The following is an 18262-nucleotide window of genomic DNA, read 5'->3' on the forward strand; positions in this document are numbered from 1 at the left end:
GTTTTTGGAGGCACAGATACGGCGTCATACGCCCCATCCGCCCGCTGCTCGAGTTTTGAACTGCCATCTGGCAATCGTCGCGCATCCTATCGAATTGCCGCATGGTTTGACATGCGTAACCATCCTGACCACGCTGGCCTGCGCCAAAATCCGCGCGCGCTCCTGCACCTGAACGTTGATATGCAACATATTGTGGTCGCATCAGAAAACCTCCCAGATGCAGGTTCCGTCTTCGATGCGATACGCTTCGAAAACCTGGGTTATGTCAGGGTCATAGACACCAAACTCGCTTGCGCGATCTGCCATTGAGATGATGATCTGACCGGGCATCGGGCCAACATTCGACAGTTTCGGCAACGCAAATTCGTTGCACAGATGCTCCAGATCCGCGCGCACCAGGTCAAAATCAGCCTCATCGGTCGATAATTCCGGGGCGACGAAGCGAAACCGATAGACCAGCCCGCCGCCGGGCCTGTCCCACAGCATTTCCTGCAAATGCGTTTCAAGCCCCGAGGGCAAAACGACAGAATCCGCCTTGCTTGCGCCCGCGCCAGAGGCAAGGACCACGGCAGCGGCCAGATATGCCAACCGTGCCCTCACCGCGACCATCGCGTCCAGCGCGCACGGTTCCGCGGGTCATTCAGCACCCCGGCAATCCGCGCCTCGGCCTCGGCCCGTGGGAAAACCCCGGCCACCTGCCCGCCTGCGGTCACCTCCAGGCCCGAGATTACACGTTCCACCCGCACCACCGGCGCAAACCCCCTGAGATTTCTGAGCGCCCGCCAGATATCCTGCCGCACTTGCTGCGCCACCTTCAGGCGCGACCCTTCGGGCAATTGCGTCGTCGCGCTCAGATCAAACCGCACCGGCACCCGCCGCGCCAGGGTCAGCGCGGTCTCGTCACGAAGGATATGCCAGCGGTCGCGGGACATCGGGTTTCCTTGGGGTAAACAGGATCAGAGCGGAATATTATCGTGTTTTTTCCATGGGTTGGTCAGCTTCTTGTTGCGCAGGGACGCAAAGGCCCGGCTGACCCGCAGCCGCGTGTTATGCGGCATGATCACCTCGTCGATGAAGCCGCGCTCGGCCGCCACGAACGGGTTGGCAAAGCGATCTTCGTAATCCGCCGTATGGGCCGCGATCTTGTCGCTGTCGGCCAGATCGGCGCGGTGGATGATCTCGGTCGCCCCCTTGGCGCCCATCACCGCGATCTCGGCGGTGGGCCAGGCATAGTTGAAATCGCCGCGCAGATGCTTGGACGCCATCACGTCATAAGCCCCGCCATAGGCCTTGCGGGTGATCACCGTGACCTTCGGCACCGTCGCCTCGCCATAGGCAAAGAGCAGCTTGGCCCCGTGCTTGATCACCCCGCCATATTCCTGGGAGGTCCCCGGCAGGAAGCCCGGCACATCCACCAGCGTCAGGATCGGAATTTCGAACGCATCGCAGAACCGCACGAACCGCGCTGCCTTGCGCGAACTGTCAATGTCCAGACACCCGGCCAGCACCATCGGCTGATTGGCAACAACGCCCACGGTCTGCCCTTCAAGACGGATGAACCCGGTGATGATATTCTTGGCGAAATCCTCCTGGATCTCGTAGAAATCCCCCTCATCCGCGACCTTTTCGATCAGTTCCTTCATGTCGTAGGGCGTGTTCGCATTGTCGGGGATCAGCGTATCCAGACTGTCCTCCACCCGACCGGGCGCATCAAAGAAGGGCCGGACCGGCGCCTTGTCGCGGTTGTTCAGGGGCAGGAAATCGACCAGACGCCGCACTTCGGCCAGCGCCTCCACATCGTTTTCAAACGCGCCGTCGGCGACCGAACTCTTGCGGGTGTGGGTCGAGGCGCCACCCAGCTCTTCGGCGGTGACCACCTCGTTCGTCACCGTCTTGACCACATCGGGGCCGGTCACGAACATGTAGGACGTGTCTTTGACCATGAAGATGAAATCGGTCATCGCGGGCGAATAGACAGCGCCACCGGCACAGGGCCCCATGATCACGCTGATCTGCGGAATAACGCCCGAGGCCATGATGTTGCGCTGGAACACCTCGGCATAGCCGGCAAGCGACGCCACCCCTTCCTGGATGCGCGCACCACCTGAGTCGTTGATGCCAATAACCGGCGCGCCGTTCTGCATCGCCATGTCCATGATCTTGCAGATTTTCTGCGCATGGGTTTCCGACAGCGACCCGCCGAACACGGTGAAATCCTGGCTGAACACATAGACCATTCGGCCATTGATCGTGCCCCAGCCGGTCACCACGCCGTCACCGGGCATCTTGACCTTTTCCATACCGAAATCGGTGCAGCGATGCGCCACGAACATGTCGAACTCTTCAAAACTGCCCTCATCCAGCAATAGCTCGATCCGCTCACGGGCGGTCAGCTTGCCCTTGCCATGCTGCGAGGTGATCCGTTTCTCACCCCCACCCAGACGGGCTTCCGTACGGCGATCTTCCAGTTCTTGAAGAATGTCTTTCATGGCGCTCCCCTTTTCGGCTATTGCGGGATCATAGAGAAAACGATGGGGCACTGGAAAGCAGAATCCAGCAAATTTGCAAAGTATTGAAAACGTCATTTTGTTAATCAGTAAATTTGCTAAGTTTTCGGCTGTGGCGTGGACTTCCGAAAATCCCGGGCGTACCGATGTTTCATGGGTCAACATTCCAATGCCCGGTTTCTGGATCGCGGGACAGCACCACATATCCTGACACTCATTCTACTCGCCGGTCTGGCCGCCCTGGCGATGAATATCTTTCTGCCCAGCCTGCCGGGCATGACGGCCTATTTCGAGACTGACTACCGGCTAATGCAACTATCAGTTGCGCTTTACCTCGCAGTGAACGCCGTTCTGCAACTTGTGGTTGGGCCAATCTCGGACCGCTGGGGCCGCCGACCCGTGATCCTGTGGGGCACAGCACTGTTTCTTCTGGCGACGCTGGGCTGCGTGCTGGCGGGTAACATCTATGTCTTTCTGACCTTCCGTATGATGCAGGCCACGATCGTGGTCGCCATGGTCCTCAGCCGCGCGATCGTGCGCGATATGGTGCCCGAGGCACAGGCCGCCAGCATGATCGGATACGTCACGATGGGCATGGCAGTGGTTCCGATGATCGGCCCGGCCATCGGCGGCATGCTCGACGCGGCCTTTGGTTGGCAATCGAACTTCTGGCTGTTGCTGGTGCTGGGCGCGCTTGTCTTCTGGCTCACCTGGGCCGATTTGGGAGAGACCGCCCCCCTGTCGGGCCGCACGATGGGCCAGCAATTCAAGGAATACCCACAGCTTTTCGCCTCGCCGCGATTCTGGGGCTATGCGCTGGCATCGGGCCTGTCTTCGGGATCGTTCTTTGCCTATCTGGGGGGCGCGCCCTTTGTCGGCGACCGGGTCTTTGGCCTGCCGCCCGAACTGCTGGGTATCTACTTCGGCGCGCCCGCGATCGGCTACTTCATCGGCAACTTCCTGTCGGGTCGCTTTTCCGTGCGCATCGGTATCAATCGCATGGTCTATTGGGGCACGCTGATCAACGCCATTGGCATCGCCTTCAACCTGGCGCTGTTCTATGCCGGGCTGGGCACCGCACTAAGCTTCTTCGGGCTGATGACTTTCATGGGGCTGGGCAATGGCATGACCATCCCCAACGCCACTGCCGGTGCACTTTCGGTGCGCCCGCATCTTGCCGGTACGGCCAGCGGTCTGGCTGGTGCGCTGATGATCGGCCTCGGCGCCGCCCTCTCGGCGCTCGCCGGTGCGATGCTGACACCCCAAACCGGGGCCTTCCCGTTGTTGTGGATCATGCTCAGCACGGGCGTGCTGGCCATTCTGGCCATCATCATGGTGATGCGCCGGGAACGCCGACTGGCGGGCGGCGAAGCGACCTGACCCAGCAATCGCCGCGATTCCGGCCGGCCTGTCAGGTTTGCCGTCGTTGAATTGCACCGACGTAATACCGACAAAATACCGACGTTATACCGACATTGATTTTCGCCAGATTTTCAGGGTCTCAGTGGCCCTTGCCTCACGCGCTTTGCAAATCTAATCTGATGACCAAGCAAACCTGCAAACCCTCGGGGGTCGGACATGGCCACACAAAAACTCTATGCCGGTGCCAAGCTGCGTGAAACCCGTCAGCGGCTTGGCCTGACCCAAAAGGATTTTGCCGCCAAGCTGGGGGTGTCACTACCCTATCTGAACCAGATGGAGAACAATAACCGCCCCGTCAGCACCACCGTCGTGCTGGCCCTGGCGCAGGAATTCGGCTTTGACGTGACCGAACTTTCAACCGGCGACGCCGAACGCATGGTCAGCGACATGCGCGAGGCACTGGCCGATCCAATTTTTGGCGATACCCCGCCCCCGCTTGCAGATTTACGACTGACCGCCTCGAATGCACCTGCCCTGGCGCGGGCCTTTCTTGAGCTTCACAGCGCCTATCGGCAGACCCATGAACGCCTTGCTTCATTGGACGAGGCGCTTGGGCGTGAAGATTCCAGAACGCAATCCAGCCCCTGGGACGAAGTGCGCGATTTCTTTCACTATTGCGATAATTACATTGATGCCGTTGATCGCGCGGCTGAACGGTTTGCCCAACCCAGCGGCGCGCAACGCACCATCCGCGACATTGCCATCGACCGGTTGAGCGCGCTCGGGATCACCGTCACCGATGCCGATACCGACAAGCTGCGCGCGTTCGACCGCGCCAACGGAACACTCTATATCTCCTCTCGCGTCGCGCCCGAAACACGCATCTTCCAGCTGTTGCTGCAACTGGCACTGCTCACCCAGGACAAGCTGCTGGAGGCGACGCTGAACTTTGCGAATTTTCAGTCCGACGCCGCCCGTTCCATCGCCAAGATCGGTCTGGCCAACTACTTTGCCGGTGCCGCGCTGATGCCTTACACCCGCTTTCTCGATGCCGCCCGCACCACCCGCCACGACCTCGAAGTTCTCTCCAACCGCTTCGGCGCATCCATCGAACAAGTGGCCCACCGCCTGTCGACCCTGCAACGCCCCGGTGCTAAAGGCGTGCCCTTCTTTTTCGTGCGTGTCGATCAGGCGGGCACGATCACCAAGCGTCATTCGGCCACACGGCTGCAATTCGCCCGTTTCGGCGGTGCCTGCCCGCTTTGGAATGTGCACCGTGCCTTTGAAACGCCGGGCCGTTTCCTGCGCCAACTGGCCGAGACGCCAGACGGTGTGCGCTATATCAGCCTGGCACGTGATGTGTCGAAATCCGGCGGCTCATACGGTGCGCCAGTGCGCCGCTTTGCCATCGCACTGGGCTGCGACGTCAAACATGCAGAGGCATTGATTTATGCAGATGATATGGACCTGACCAACGCCCGCGCATTCGAACCCATCGGCATTTCCTGCCGCATCTGCGAACGTACCGATTGTCACCAGCGTTCGGTGCCACCGTTGGAAAGGCGTCTGTCAATCACGCCGGACGAACGCGGTGTCCTGCCCTACAAGGTCGGATAGCCGGACACAGGGCCCGCGACATGAGCGCGGACCCTGCCTTGGCAGGTCAGAACTTAAAACGGACGCCCACATTCAGGGCGACATTACTCAGATCATCACTGACCCGCGCAACACTTCCGGGGGCCGTCCGTGTACCGGCAACATCATAGCTGCGTATATACCGGACATCGCTGAACAAGGAGGTCTTGTCGTTCAGGGCATACGCCCCGCCCAGAATAAGCTGGCTGGCAAACACTTCGTCATTGCCATTGATCGAAACGCCGGTGCCATAGCTCACGCTTTGATCGACGAAGGCAACGCCAAGACCGATACCGGCATATGGCGTGAATTTCGTACCCGTCGCGAAATCAGCGATCACATTGCCGAACAGATAGGTCGATGAAATATCGCCACCGGCGTTGGCCTCGGGGGCCGGGCCATTGCCAGAAAAGTTGACCGAGCCAACATCGTTTTCGCTGTAGGACAGCTCGATCTCGCCACGTAGGCTGACCCCACCAAAGCTCAGGCCCGGCAGCGTGGTTCCGATGGCAGCCCCTAGGTTATAGCCATCGTCCAGATTGGTGATAACGGATTGCGGGCTGCCCCCGACAGCGCCCGAAAACCTGGCGTCATCCGAAAAGGTCACGCCACCAAAGAACTGGCCGTACCAGTCTTGTGCCATTGCCGGTGCTGCGGCGCCTGACACTGCCGCTAGGGTTGCGGAAAGAAGGATTGTGCGTTTCATTGCATCGCTCTCGCTAGATCGTTTCAAACAGGATTCCCAAATCGCAGCCAGCCTTAAGACTGTCACTGCACGATCTCTGTCTGGAACGTGAGCGCTGTTGAGCGAATAAAACCCCGGTCGAGAGCGCCCACTTGCCGCATACAATTGATCAGACGGAAAGCATCTGAAATCACACGCGGAATCCTGCGACAACCCGCACCGGTCCACTGAATACCCCGTGAAACCTTTGGCATCACCTCAGGTCCGGCGCAGTCAGAAAAATACTGCACCGGCCTGACGAAATGCCATCTTTTTTTCTGAGCGAAGATCCTAAGCGGACAATATCCTGTAGAGCTCGTCCTTCAACTGACCGCGCCTCTTGCGCATTTCGACCTCTGCCGTCTCCGCAATCGGCTCTACATTGGTCTCTGCTCTGTGCACGGCCCGGTTCACCTCATGATACTCATCCGCAAGCTTGGCAAAATGCGCGTCATCCGCTTTCAGGCTGGTGATTTTTTCGCCAAATTCCGGGAATTCTTCGTGCAACTCATGTGGGGTGTGGGACATATCGCGTCTCTCCTTGTTGTCTTTCCGACAAACCTAGCGTCGCGATAGCAAGGCAACATTGACCCCGATCAAATAAGCGGCCCAACAATGTGCCGAATAGCAATGAAAATCAACGTCTGGCCTTGCGCCATCCTGCCGCGAGGGCGCCGGACTCGTTGCAAAACCATCGCTCGCCCTGCTGTGTACGTATCGTCGTCACATCGTAAAAGCGCTGCCCAGGTAGATGATAAATCCGATCACCTGACCGATTGATGTTACCCTTGATATGACAGGCAGCGTCAGGCGCGATGCCACCTGCCGCCCGGGCCTGACGATGCGCCGCCGGGCGCTGAAACGTCCCCGCGTGCATGCCGGTCCGGGCGCGTTTGGCCTGCACCTCATCCTGCACATAGGCGTTGGAGTACTTCCGGAACGCGACCGCCATGCCGTCCTGCACCAATCTGCGCGCCAGATCGACGCCAAGAACGCGACAGACCGCCACAACCCGGCCATAGCGATCCATTTCAATCGGTTCACATTTGGCGTCACTGCCCTGATATCGTGCGCGCATCTCCCGGCTGACCCAGGTGCCGCAATCCCAACTTTCACCGCTGGATGTTTTGCATCTCTGTCCGACTTCGGGCGCGTCCACCCCGTGCAATCGCACACGCACCCCGCCCACATCCAATGTATCACCATCGATGACCCGCACGGTTCCATCTACCCCCGCCAAGGCCGGAGCAGATACCGCCAGAAGAACAAGAACCGAACAAATCCTTAACATTCGGTTTATATCGGTGTCAGCCCACCCCGATGCAAGCCGTTAGTTGTCAATCAGTTAACGCTGAGCCTCGCGCCAGCGGGGACTGGTCCATGGTTCGGCATTGTCGGCGGGCAATGGATCCCGCGCCAGCACATGATCGGCCATCTTTTCGCCCACCAGAATCGAAGGTCCATTTAGATTGCCATTGGTAATCTGCGGGAAAATGCTGCTGTCGGCCACGCGCAGGCCGTCGACACCGATCACGCGACCCTCGGGGTCAACGACGGCGTCGGGATCATCCGCGCGACCCATCTTGCATGTGCCGCAGGGGTGATAGGCGCTTTCGGCATGTTCGCGAATGAAATCGTCCAGCTCATCATCGCTTTGTACCGCAGCACCCGGTTGGATTTCGTGGCTTGCATAGGGTTTGAATGCGTCTTGCCCAAAAATCTCGCGCGTTAGCCGGATGCATTTGCGAAAATCGACCCAGTCGCTTTCGTCGCTCATATAGTTGAATCGGATCACCGGATCATCCATCGGATCGGCACTGCGCAACGTGACCGCCCCGCGTGACTTGCTGCGCATCGGCCCGACATGGGCCTGGAAACCGTGCCCTTCCGCCGCAGCCTTACCGTCGTAGCGCACGGCGATTGGCAGGAAATGAAACTGGATATCGGGGTAATCGACGCCCTTGTCCGACCGGACAAACCCACAGCTTTCAAACTGGTTGCTGGCACCCGGCCCGCCAAACCCCATCAGCCAGCGGGCCCCGACATAGGCCTTGCCTGCCAGGTTCCAATATTTATAGAGGCTCACCGGCTGGCTTGACGCCATCTGAATATATAGCTCCAGATGATCCTGAAGGTTGGCGCCGACACCACGCCGGTCTGCCACGACGTCAATCCCATGCTCTGTCAGATGCGCGCCGGGCCCTATGCCAGACAGCATCAGGATCTTGGGCGAATTGATGGCCGATGCCGAGACAATCACCTCGACGCGCGCGCGGACCACCTGACGCTGGCCTTTGACAGTCGCATCAACCCCGACAGCCCGGCCATCTTCGATGACTAACTTGTGCACCAGCCCCCGCACCAAGTCGCAATTTTCGCGTTTCAGCGCCGGTTTCAGATAGGCATTGGCAGCCGACCACCGCTGACCGTTCTTGACGGTCATCTCGAAGGGGCCGAAGCCCTCCTGCTTTTCGCCGTTGTAATCGTTGGTCAGCTCATACCCCGCCTGCCCCCCGGCCTGCACAAAGGCGCGCGTCAACGGGTTTTCCATCGTGCCGCGGGTGATGTGCAACGGCCCGTTTTGCCCGCGCCATCCTGCATCGCCGCCATGGCCCGCATCGTCCCAGCATTCCATTCGTTTGAAATAGGGCAGCACGTCCGCATACCCCCAGCCTTCCGCGCCGTGATCGCGCCAGTGGTCATAGTCACGCGCATGGCCACGTACATAAACCATTCCGTTGATGCTGGACGATCCGCCGATCACCTTGCCCCGCGGACAGGCCAGCCTGCGGTTGCCAAGATGCGGTTCGGGCTCGCTCTGAAACCCCCAGTCATACATCTTCATGTTCATCGGATAGCTGAGCGCACCGGGCATCTGGATGAACGGCCCCACATCGGTGCCGCCATGTTCGACAACCAGGACCGACTTGCCCGCTTCAGCCAGGCGATAGGCCATTGCGCACCCCGCACTGCCCGCCCCTACAACTACATAATCCGCTTCCATCAGCCCCTCATTCACGCAGTTTGCATCCCAGCCGCCTTGATGCGGCGGGGTGGGTGGGTGGGCGACGCATCAAGGCGGCGACGCATCACTCTCCCCTCGGGAAACGCGCATTTTCCTCAACCACGTTCAAATCCATATGATTGCGCATGTACCGCTCGGACGCCTTTTGCAGCGGCTGATAATCCCACGGGTAATACCCTCCCTTGCGCAAAGCCTCATAGACAACCCACCGCCGCGCCTGGCTTTCGCGAACCTGCGCATCAAACGCCGCCAAATCCCACCGCGCCTCGGCCTTGGCCTGCAACTGCGCCAGTGTTCCGGCGTGCTCTGGCATCCCTGCCAGATTGGCCAATTCATGTGGATCGGCCTCCAGATCAAAAAGCTGATCCGGGTCCAATGCACAGCGGTTGTACTTCCACTTGCCATACCGCAACGACACCAGCGGCGCATATGACGCCTCTGCCGCGTATTCCATTGCCACCGGCGCATCCCGTTCAGCGCCCTGCCCCAAGGGCACCAGGCTCTGCCCCTCAATCCAGGGCGCGACCTCTTCCAAGCTGACACCGGCCAGATCACACAGCGTCGGGCAGACATCGATTGTGCTGACCGGTGTCGCCACCCGACCCGCTTCCATGCCCGGTGCGGCGATCATCAGGGGCACACGCGACGACCCTTCGTAAAAACTCATCTTGAACCACAAGCCCCGCTCCCCCAGCATGTCACCGTGATCACTGACAAACAGGATCACCGCCTCCTGCCGGGTGGTTTCCAGCGCTTCCATCACCTCCCCGATCTTGTCATCGAGATACGAGATATTGGCGAAATAGGCTCGGCGTGACCGGCGAATATCTTCCTCGGAGATATCGAAGGACCGCCAGTCATTGGCATCAAAAATCCGCTGCGCATGGGCGTCGTGATCGTCATACGCCATTGCCGGCACTTCCGGCAGCAGATGCTCGCACTCCTCATAGAGATCCCAGTATTTCTTGCGCGCCACATAAGGATCGTGCGGGTGGGTAAAACTGACCGTCAGGCACCAGGGCCGGTCGTCATGTCCACGCGCCAGATCATAGACCTTGCGCGTCGCGTTATAGGCAACCTCATCGTCATATTCCATCTGGTTTGAGATTTCGGCGACCCCCGCCCCGGTCACCGACCCCATGTTGTGATACCACCAGTCGATCCGTTCACCGGGTTTGCGGTAATCCGGCGTCCAGCCGAAATCGGCCGGGTAGATATCGGTGGTCAGACGCTCTTCGAACCCGTGCATCTGATCGGGGCCGACAAAATGCATCTTGCCGCTCAGGCAGGTCTGGTAGCCCGCCCGGCGCAGATGGTGGGCATAGGTCGGAATATCAGCGGCAAATTCTGCCGCATTGTCATAAACCCGGCTGCGCGATGGCAACAGGCCAGACATGAAACTTGCCCGCCCTGGCGCGCAGAGCGGCGAGGCGGTATAGGCATTGGCAAATCGCGTTGACCGCGCTGCCAGCTTTTTCAGATTAGGCGCATGCAACCAATCGGCAGGACCATCGGGAAACAATGTTCCGTTCAACTGGTCCACCATGAATATCAGAATGTTGGGTGTGCTCATTCATCCGATCCTTGTGGCAGGCTTGTGTCGAGGTAATGCAAAAGCACGTCGATCGCGGTGGCGGGCGACATCGGATCGGCGCGCAGGGCCTGCCGGATGTAAAGGCCGTCGATCATGGCCGCGAGGCCCCGGGTCAATGTCCGGGCATCCGCCCCGGCAATCTGGCGGAACGCATGATGAAGGTTCGACCGGGTGCGCCGCTGGTAAATATGCAATAGCCGTTTCGCCTCGTCTGATTTTTGCGCCTGAACGTAGAAATTCAGCCAGGCTGAAACAAATTCGGGCCGAAACTGCGCCGGTGCGAAACTGGCGCGGATGATCGCCTCAATCCGGTCGCGCGGTGTCTTCGCCATCAGCATGGCCCCCCGCACCTCGGCCCCGAACAGCGTCAGGATGTGGCGCATCGCGGCGGCGAAAATCTGTTCCTTGGAACCGAAATAATGATGCGCCAGCGCGCTCGACATCCCTGCCCTTTTGGCAATCTGACTGACGGTCACATCCAGCGTTCCCTGGGCACCGATTTCATGGATCGTGGCCTCAACCAACGCCGAACGGCGTATCGGTTCCATCCCCACCTTCGGCATTGAACGCTCCCTATTTTCGAATTGCAAATTTGTCGTAAGCGTGTTTAATTGACTCGTCAATCAATAAAAAGCAGGTGCTACTTGCTCGCTCACACTTTGCTGAAATGTCACAATGATCTTGCACATTGGCGAGGCCTCAGCCTAAGCTTTGGCCGTTCAGCTAACGTCGCGTCCCGACAGGTGTGTGCCAGATAATGACGAAATCTACCGTTTCTGTGACGCATGTTTCTGCGGACGCGCTGCTACGATCGACAAAATGGAACAAGGTCCAGCCCTGCCCCGCAGCGGCGGACTCCATGAACACTAAAACAATCAGGGAGATACCTTTATGACGAAGCTAATCAATGGCGGTCTGAATCGACGCCGCTTCCTTCAGACAACCGCTGCCACTGCAATGGCCGCCACTCTGCCGCTGAGCGGTGCGATGGCTGCCCCCAAGCGTGGCGGCCACCTGCGCGTTGGCAAGGGTCACGGCCAGACAACCGACACGCTGAACCCTGGCACCTGGGAAAACGGCTTTACCATCGGCATGGCCTTTGCCATCCACGGTCGTCTGACCGAGGTGCTGGCAGATGGCTCGCTGGCGCCGGAACTGGCCGAAAGCTGGGAAGCCACGCCAGACGCCAAAACATGGCGTTTCAAAGTGCGCCAGGGTGTGAAATTCCACTCCGGCAAAGACCTCACGCCAGAAGATGTTGCCGCGTCGATCAACTTCCACCGTGGCGAAGACTCGACCTCTGCCGCCGGCCCGTTGGTTGCACCGGTTGATAATATCAGCGTCGATGGCGACACCGTCGTGTTCGAGCTGTCGGGCGGCAATGCTGACTTCCCCTTCATCCTCAGCGATTACCACCTGACGATCCACCCGGCCAAAGATGACAGCATCGATTGGGAATCAGGCGACGGCTGCGGCAGCTATATCCTGAAGTCCAAGAACTTCGGCGTCTCGGTCGCCATGGAGCGGAACCCGAACCACTGGCGTGACGATGTAGGCTTCTTTGACAGCATCGAAATGCTGGCACTTGTTGACCAGAACGCCCGGACAACCGCGCTGGTGTCGGGCGACGTTGACGTGATCGACCGTCTGGACCTGAAAACCGTCGGTCTGCTGGGCCGCAACGCCAACATCAACATCAACTCGGTGGCGGGCACACAGCATTTCACCTTCGCGATGTCCACAAATCAGGCCCCGTTTGACAACAATAACGTGCGTCAGGCGCTGAAATACGCGATCAATCGCGAAGAATTGGTCGAAAAGATCCTGTTCGGCTACGGCTCGGTCGGTAACGACATTCCGATCGGTCAGGGCCAGCAGTATTACAACAAGGATCTGGAACAAAAGACATACGATCCCGACAAGGCCAAGTTCTTCCTGAAAGAAGCAGGTCTGGACAGTCTTGAGGTCAGCCTGTCGGCGGCCGACGCCGCCTTTGCGGGTGCTGTTGACGCTGGCGTTCTCTACCAGAACTCGGCCAAGGCTGCTGGCATCGACCTCAAGGTCGTGCGCGAGCCCAATGATGGCTACTGGTCGGATGTCTGGATGAAGAAACCCTTCTCGGCCGTCTACTGGTCGGGCCGTCCGGTGCAGGATCAGATGTTCGCCACCGCCTATTCCTGTGGCGCGGCCTGGAACGACAGCTTCTGGTGCCACGACAAGTTCGAGGCCCTCATGGTCGAAGCCCGTGCCGAACTGGACCCGGCCAAGCGCGAAGCAATGTATCACGAGATGCAGGACATCGTGTCGAACCAGGGTGGCGTCATCATCCCGATGTTCGCGAACTATGTGTTTGCCACCTCCAACAAGGTGAAAACCTCCGACAGTTTCGCCTCGAACTGGGATATGGATGGCGAACGCTGGGCTGAACGCTGGTCCTTCGCCTAAACCGCAATCACCACGACAGAAAGGGCCGGTTCATCCGGCCCTTTTTTATTGCCGCATCAAAAAGATCATCAAATCAGGCAGGTCACGAAACCATCGAACATGTCATTAATGGAGAGGGTGGTGCGGGCGGTGGGACTCGAACCCACACGGCCATTAGGCCTTCAGATTTTAAGTCTGATATGTCTACCATTCCATCACGCCCGCATCTAGCGTTTTTGAACCCTATTGGACCCGATAGAATCCCTACCGTGCCGACGCGTTGAAAACAACGCGCTTTTGACAGCAAATTGTGGGAAATTGCGGCTCGGGCTTTGCCCCCGCCCCAGCATGTGACAGGACAGCCGGCAATGTTCACACCAGAGCGCGCGACGCGGGCTAAAGCTCCTGTTCGCTTTCTTCAAGCGACGGTAAAAGGGCACGTTCAGAAAGCCAGGGATTCAACGCCAGTGCCGCGCGCAGGCTCAGCGCCGCCTCGGCCTTGCGTTCCAGCCCGACCAGTGTCAGCGCCCGACCGGCCAGCGCCGCGATATGGCGGGGCGACAGTTCGATCGCGCGATCCAAATCAGGCAGCGCCGTCGCAAAATCCTGACGCAGAAAGTTGACGAAAGCCCGCTGGTTGTAACCTTCGGCAAAGGTCGGACAATATTCGACCAATGCATCAAGCGCCTTCATCGCGCCGTCATAGTCGAACGCTGCGCGGCGGCTCATCCCTTCGTCCAGCAATTCCTGCGCATAGTCATCCGGCGCATCCGCCCAATATTGCCACATATCATTGGAAATCTGCCGCGCCGACATCTCTGTCTGGGCTTCCTGAACCGCTTCGATCAACGTATCCAGCGCATCGCTGTGATCAGGAGCGTCGGGGCAGGTCTGGGCAACGGCCGGGCTGGCCAGAATCAGGGCAAGTATCGCGTGTTTCATGACCCTGATAATGGCGTGACCACCGCACAGGTCAAATCACATCCGGGACAACGCTTTCCTTGACCGCCTGCATCGCCACATAGGTCGAGGTATGCGCGACATGCGGCAGGGTCGAGATATGTTCCCCCAGAACCCGGCGATAATCGCTCATGTTCTGTGTGCGGATCTTCATCAGGTAATCGAAATTCGCCGCAATCATATGCACCTGTTCGATCTCGGGGATCTTGACCACCGCTGCGTTGAAGGCCGACAATGCCTTTTCGCGGGTATCGTTCAGGCGCACCTCGACAAAGCTGACATGATCCATGCCCAACCGGATCGGATCGAACAGCGCCGAATAACCCGTGATCACACCGTCCTTTTCCAGCCGCCGCAACCGGGCCTGGGTAGGCGATTTCGACAACCCGATCTCCCGCGCAAGATCGGTGATGCTGATTCGACCATCCCCCGACAGCACCTTTAGGATCGCTTTGTCATATCCGTCCAGCTCTGACTTACCATTTTGCATATCAAACTCCCGTATTTACAGGCAAATCGCCTTCATAATGGATATTTTCAGGAAAAATAACTCATTCAGCAATGATAGGATAGCTGAATTAACCTGATGGGGGTGCATGATGCCATACGATACCGATATTCGCCGCACGATCGACCACGCCACCTATGCTAGCGAGGCCGAGACGCTTGCGCGCCTGACCGAAGAGGCCGGCCTGAGCGCCGAAGACCGCGCAAGCATCTGTGCCCGCGGTGCGCAGCTGGTACGTGACATTCGCGGTCAATCCAGCCCCGGGCTGATGGAAGTGTTTCTGGCTGAATATGGCCTCTCGACAGATGAAGGCGTGGCCCTGATGTGTCTGGCCGAGGCGCTCTTGCGTGTGCCCGATGCCGAAACCATCGACGCGCTGATCGAAGACAAGATCGCCCCCTCGGACTGGGGCAAGCATATGGGGCACTCCACCTCGCCGCTGGTCAACGCCTCAACCTGGGCGCTGATGCTGACGGGCAAAGTGCTGCAAGAAGATACCAAAGGCCCCGTCGGTCACCTGCGCGGCGCGATCAAGCGCCTGGGTGAGCCGGTGATCCGCACCGCCGTCGCCCGCGCGATGAAGGAAATGGGCCGTCAGTTCGTACTGGGTGAAAACATCCAGGCGGCGATGGACCGCGCCAGGGGCATGGAGAAAAAGGGCTATTCCTATTCTTACGACATGCTGGGCGAAGCCGCGCGCACCGATAACGACGCCACCCGCTATCACCTGGCCTATTCGCGCGCGATCACCGCGATTGCAACCGCCTGCACCCATGACGATATCCGCGACAACCCGGGGATCTCGGTCAAACTGTCGGCACTGCATCCCCGGTACGAGGTTGCACAGCGCGAACAGGTCATGGAAATCCTTGTGCCGCGCCTGCGCTCGCTTGCGCTGCTCGCGAAATCCGCTCGCATGGGTCTGAACATCGACGCCGAAGAGGCCGACCGCCTGTCGCTGTCGCTGGACGTGATCGAAACCGTGCTGTCCGAACCCGCGCTGGCCGGTTGGGACGGGTTTGGCGTGGTCGTGCAGGCCTTTGGCCAACGCGCGGGCCATGTGTTGGATTTTCTGAACGATCTGGCCACCCGGCTGGATCGGCGCATCATGGTGCGCCTGGTCAAAGGTGCCTATTGGGACACCGAGATCAAGCTGGCCCAGGTCGAAGGCATCGACGGTTTCCCGGTTTTCACCAAGAAGGCCGCGACCGACATCAGCTATATCGCCAATGCCCGCAAACTGCTGGGCATGACCGATCGCATCTACCCCCAGTTTGCCACCCACAATGCCCACACGGTCGCCGCCATTCTGGAAATGGCCACTGACAAGAAGACATTTGAATTCCAGCGCCTGCATGGCATGGGTGAGGCCCTGCACGACATCGTGCTGAAAGCCGAAGGCACGCGCTGTCGCATCTATGCGCCGGTGGGCGCGCATCGCGACCTGCTGGCCTATCTGGTACGCCGCCTGTTGGAAAACGGTGCAAACTCCAGCTTCGTCAACCAGATCGTGGACGAGGATGTGCCGCCCGAAGTTGTCGCCCGCGATCCGTTCGAGGCGGTCAATGACCCCGCGCCCTATCTGCCAAAAGGCCCCGAATTATTCCAGCCTGAACGCCCGAACTCCAAGGGGTTCGACCTGAAACACCAGCCCACGCTGGATCTGATCAACGACGCCCGCGCGCCCTTTGCCACACATCAATGGGCCTCGACCCCGTTGCTGGCAGGCAAGGCCAAGCCACTCGATGCCAGACCGGTGATCAACCCGGCGGACCCGGCCGATACCGTCGGCACCGTCGCCACGACCAGCCCGGCGGACATTGAAACCGCACTTTCCAAGGCCGCCCCCTGGGATGCCAGTGCCAGTGAGCGCGCCAAGGTGCTGAACAAGGTCGCCGACCTCTACGAGGAAAACTTCGGCGAGCTCTTCGCGCTCTTGGCCCGCGAGGCCGGAAAAATCTGGGTCGACGAGGTGGCAGAGCTGCGCGAAGCCGTGGATTTCCTGCGCTATTACGCGGCAAACGCGCCGGAAACCCCGCCGGTGGGCGTCTTCACCTGTATCGCGCCCTGGAACTTCCCTCTGGCGATTTTCACCGGCCAGATGGCGGCGGCCCTCGCTGCGGGCAATGCCGTTCTGTCGAAACCGGCGGAACAGACACCCCTGATCGCGCATTTTGCCGTCTCGCTGATGCACAAGGCCGGCGTGCCGAAAACCGTGCTGCAATTGCTGCCAGGCGGTGGCGACATCGGCGCCGCGCTCACATCCGACCCGCGCGTCGGGGGCGTGGCCTTTACCGGCTCCACCGCGACGGCGATGAAAATCCGCAAGGCGATGGCCGAAAACCTTGCGCCCGGTGCGCCGCTCATCGCGGAAACCGGCGGGCTCAATGCGATGATCGTCGATTCTACCGCCCTGCCCGAGCAGGCTGTCGCAGCCATCGTCGAAAGCGCCTTCCAGTCTGCCGGTCAGCGCTGTTCGGCCCTGCGTTGCCTCTATGTGCAGGATGACATTGCCGAACCGTTCCTGAAAATGCTCAAAGGTGCGATGGACGCGCTCAGCATCGGTGAACCCTGGCTGTTGTCGACAGATTGTGGCCCTGTGATTGATGAAACGGCCCGCAAGGGCATCGCTGACCACATCCAGCAAGCCCGCGCCGAAGGCCGGTTGCTGCACGAACTCAAAACACCGAACTCGGGCACCTATATCGCGCCCTCGCTGATCAAGGTTGACGGCATCGACAAGCTGGAGCGTGAAATCTTCGGCCCGGTCCTGCATGTTGCCACCTTCGGCTCGGAAGAGCTGGACAAGGTGATCGACACGATCAACGCCACCGGATACGGGCTGACCTTTGGCCTGATGACCCGGATAGACGACCGCGTCCAGCATGTGACCGAACGTGTGAACGCGGGCAACATGTATGTGAACCGCAACCAGATCGGTGCCATTGTCGGCTCCCAACCCTTCGGCGGCGAAGGCCTCTCGGGCACTGGCCCCAAGGCGGGCGGTCCGCATTACCTTGGACGTTTCTCGGCATCTGCCGCGCCGCAGGATGGGATCGCCTGGACCACCAAGATGGGATCAGGCGATGCGCAATCCGCCCTTGATGCGGCAAACAAGGCCGACCGCAGCACCCGGCACGCGCTGGTCCTGCCCGGCCCGACCGGCGAATCGAACCGCCTGACGGCCCATCCGCGCGATGCGTTTCTCTGCATGGGTCCGGGGGCCGAGGCCGCGAAAGCACAGGCCAAGGCTGTCACCGATCTGGGCGGCATTGCCGTCAAGGCAACCGGCACGGTGCCTCCGGGCGCGCTCAGCACGCTTGCCGGGCTCTCTGGCGCGCTCTGGTGGGGCGATGACGCGACCGCACGCGCCTATGCCAAATCGCTCTCCGAGCGTAACGGCCCGATCGTGCCGCTGATCACCGGCATGCCGGATACCGGCCATGTGCTGCATGAACGCCATGTCTGCGTCGATACCACCGCATCGGGCGGCAACGCGGCCTTGCTGGGCGGTCAGGGTTAA

15 protein-coding genes and 1 tRNA gene are annotated in these 18262 nt (G+C 59.8%); 4 read left to right on the forward strand and 12 right to left on the reverse strand.

Annotation, left to right across the window (positions count from 1 at the left end):
- Positions 1-201: 201 nt before the first annotated feature.
- The 3 genes from Q1B27_RS14580 to Q1B27_RS14590 are packed head-to-tail and all read right to left on the reverse strand — an operon-like array spanning position 202 to position 2489.
- The gene (locus Q1B27_RS14580) at positions 202-588 is read right to left on the reverse strand and encodes a DUF6497 family protein (protein WP_299848529.1); all 387 of its coding nucleotides are present in this window, start codon (positions 586-588) and stop codon (positions 202-204) included.
- An 8-nt stretch (positions 589-596) separates the two neighbouring features.
- The gene (locus Q1B27_RS14585; protein WP_299848530.1) at positions 597-932 is read right to left on the reverse strand and encodes a hypothetical protein; all 336 of its coding nucleotides are present in this window, start codon (positions 930-932) and stop codon (positions 597-599) included.
- A gap of 24 nt (positions 933-956) precedes the next feature.
- Positions 957-2489, reverse strand: a complete 1533-nt coding sequence (locus Q1B27_RS14590; RefSeq protein WP_299848531.1) for an acyl-CoA carboxylase subunit beta — start codon at positions 2487-2489, stop codon at positions 957-959.
- A gap of 171 nt (positions 2490-2660) precedes the next feature.
- On the opposite strand from Q1B27_RS14590, the gene Q1B27_RS14595 reads away from it, so the two are divergent.
- A complete protein-coding gene (locus Q1B27_RS14595; protein ID WP_299848533.1) occupies positions 2661-3887 on the forward strand; it encodes a multidrug effflux MFS transporter in 1227 nt (408 codons plus the stop codon).
- A gap of 198 nt (positions 3888-4085) precedes the next feature.
- A complete protein-coding gene (locus Q1B27_RS14600) occupies positions 4086-5486 on the forward strand; it encodes a short-chain fatty acyl-CoA regulator family protein (RefSeq protein ID WP_299848534.1) in 1401 nt (466 codons plus the stop codon).
- 46 nt (positions 5487-5532) lie between these two features.
- Here Q1B27_RS14600 and Q1B27_RS14605 read toward each other — a convergent pair whose 3' ends face one another.
- From Q1B27_RS14605 to betI, 6 genes are all read right to left on the reverse strand, one after another.
- Positions 5533-6210: an outer membrane beta-barrel protein gene (locus Q1B27_RS14605; protein ID WP_299848535.1), complete on the reverse strand. Its 678-nt coding sequence runs from the start codon at positions 6208-6210 to the stop codon at positions 5533-5535.
- Between the two features lie 309 nt (positions 6211-6519).
- Positions 6520-6756, reverse strand: coding sequence for a YdcH family protein (locus Q1B27_RS14610; protein WP_299848536.1), 237 nt, complete (start codon positions 6754-6756; stop codon positions 6520-6522).
- A gap of 109 nt (positions 6757-6865) precedes the next feature.
- On the reverse strand, positions 6866-7447 hold the full coding sequence (locus tag Q1B27_RS14615) for a thermonuclease family protein (RefSeq protein ID WP_367181353.1): 582 nt from the start codon (positions 7445-7447) through the stop codon (positions 6866-6868).
- A 126-nt stretch (positions 7448-7573) separates the two neighbouring features.
- Complete coding sequence (betA, locus tag Q1B27_RS14620; RefSeq protein WP_299848538.1) at positions 7574-9232, reverse strand: choline dehydrogenase; 1659 nt, start codon at positions 9230-9232, stop codon at positions 7574-7576.
- A gap of 85 nt (positions 9233-9317) precedes the next feature.
- The gene (gene betC, locus Q1B27_RS14625) at positions 9318-10826 is read right to left on the reverse strand and encodes a choline-sulfatase (protein ID WP_299848539.1); all 1509 of its coding nucleotides are present in this window, start codon (positions 10824-10826) and stop codon (positions 9318-9320) included.
- Positions 10823-11410 carry a transcriptional regulator BetI gene (gene betI, locus Q1B27_RS14630; protein WP_299848540.1) on the reverse strand — a complete coding sequence of 196 codons (588 nt, stop codon included), beginning with the start codon at positions 11408-11410 and terminating at the stop codon, positions 10823-10825. Before betI ends, betC begins: the two co-directional genes overlap by 4 nt.
- 328 nt (positions 11411-11738) lie before the next feature.
- On the opposite strand from betI, the gene Q1B27_RS14635 reads away from it, so the two are divergent.
- Complete coding sequence (locus Q1B27_RS14635) at positions 11739-13292, forward strand: ABC transporter substrate-binding protein (RefSeq protein WP_299848541.1); 1554 nt, start codon at positions 11739-11741, stop codon at positions 13290-13292.
- 118 nt (positions 13293-13410) lie between these two features.
- Here the strand turns inward: Q1B27_RS14635 and Q1B27_RS14640 are convergent.
- The 3 genes from Q1B27_RS14640 to Q1B27_RS14650 all read right to left on the reverse strand — a co-directional run bounded on the left by Q1B27_RS14640 (position 13411) and on the right by Q1B27_RS14650 (position 14721).
- Positions 13411-13496: transfer RNA gene (locus Q1B27_RS14640), tRNA-Leu, on the reverse strand.
- 171 nt (positions 13497-13667) lie between these two features.
- Positions 13668-14213: a hypothetical protein gene (locus Q1B27_RS14645; RefSeq protein WP_299848542.1), complete on the reverse strand. Its 546-nt coding sequence runs from the start codon at positions 14211-14213 to the stop codon at positions 13668-13670.
- Positions 14214-14244: 31 nt separating this feature from the next.
- Entirely contained in the window at positions 14245-14721 is a 477-nt protein-coding gene (locus tag Q1B27_RS14650) for an Lrp/AsnC ligand binding domain-containing protein (protein ID WP_299848543.1), read from the reverse strand.
- Positions 14722-14830: 109 nt separating this feature from the next.
- Here Q1B27_RS14650 and putA point away from each other — a divergent pair, with 109 nt between their 5' ends.
- A complete protein-coding gene (gene putA / locus Q1B27_RS14655) occupies positions 14831-18262 on the forward strand; it encodes a bifunctional proline dehydrogenase/L-glutamate gamma-semialdehyde dehydrogenase PutA (RefSeq protein WP_299848544.1) in 3432 nt (1143 codons plus the stop codon).

The sequence above is a fragment of the uncultured Roseovarius sp. genome (assembly GCF_947489715.1).
GTDB lineage: Bacteria > Pseudomonadota > Alphaproteobacteria > Rhodobacterales > Rhodobacteraceae > Roseovarius.

Excerpts from the sequence above, each read along its gene's own strand:
- Q1B27_RS14590 (WP_299848531.1), bottom strand. The coding sequence starts at position 2,489 with ATGAAAGACATTCTTCAAGAACTGGAAGATCGCCGTACGGAAGCCCGT.
- Q1B27_RS14645 (WP_299848542.1), bottom strand. The coding sequence starts at position 14,213 with ATGAAACACGCGATACTTGCCCTGATTCTGGCCAGCCCGGCCGTTGCC.
- betI (WP_299848540.1), bottom strand. The coding sequence starts at position 11,410 with ATGCCGAAGGTGGGGATGGAACCGATACGCCGTTCGGCGTTGGTTGAG.
- betA (WP_299848538.1), bottom strand. The coding sequence starts at position 9,232 with ATGGAAGCGGATTATGTAGTTGTAGGGGCGGGCAGTGCGGGGTGCGCA.
- Q1B27_RS14605 (WP_299848535.1), bottom strand. The coding sequence starts at position 6,210 with ATGAAACGCACAATCCTTCTTTCCGCAACCCTAGCGGCAGTGTCAGGC.
- Q1B27_RS14595 (WP_299848533.1), top strand. The coding sequence starts at position 2,661 with ATGGGTCAACATTCCAATGCCCGGTTTCTGGATCGCGGGACAGCACCA.
- betC (WP_299848539.1), bottom strand. The coding sequence starts at position 10,826 with ATGAGCACACCCAACATTCTGATATTCATGGTGGACCAGTTGAACGGA.
- Q1B27_RS14650 (WP_299848543.1), bottom strand. The coding sequence starts at position 14,721 with ATGCAAAATGGTAAGTCAGAGCTGGACGGATATGACAAAGCGATCCTA.
- Q1B27_RS14585 (WP_299848530.1), bottom strand. The coding sequence starts at position 932 with ATGTCCCGCGACCGCTGGCATATCCTTCGTGACGAGACCGCGCTGACC.
- Q1B27_RS14635 (WP_299848541.1), top strand. The coding sequence starts at position 11,739 with ATGACGAAGCTAATCAATGGCGGTCTGAATCGACGCCGCTTCCTTCAG.
- putA (WP_299848544.1), top strand. The coding sequence starts at position 14,831 with ATGCCATACGATACCGATATTCGCCGCACGATCGACCACGCCACCTAT.
- Q1B27_RS14610 (WP_299848536.1), bottom strand. The coding sequence starts at position 6,756 with ATGTCCCACACCCCACATGAGTTGCACGAAGAATTCCCGGAATTTGGC.
- Q1B27_RS14600 (WP_299848534.1), top strand. The coding sequence starts at position 4,086 with ATGGCCACACAAAAACTCTATGCCGGTGCCAAGCTGCGTGAAACCCGT.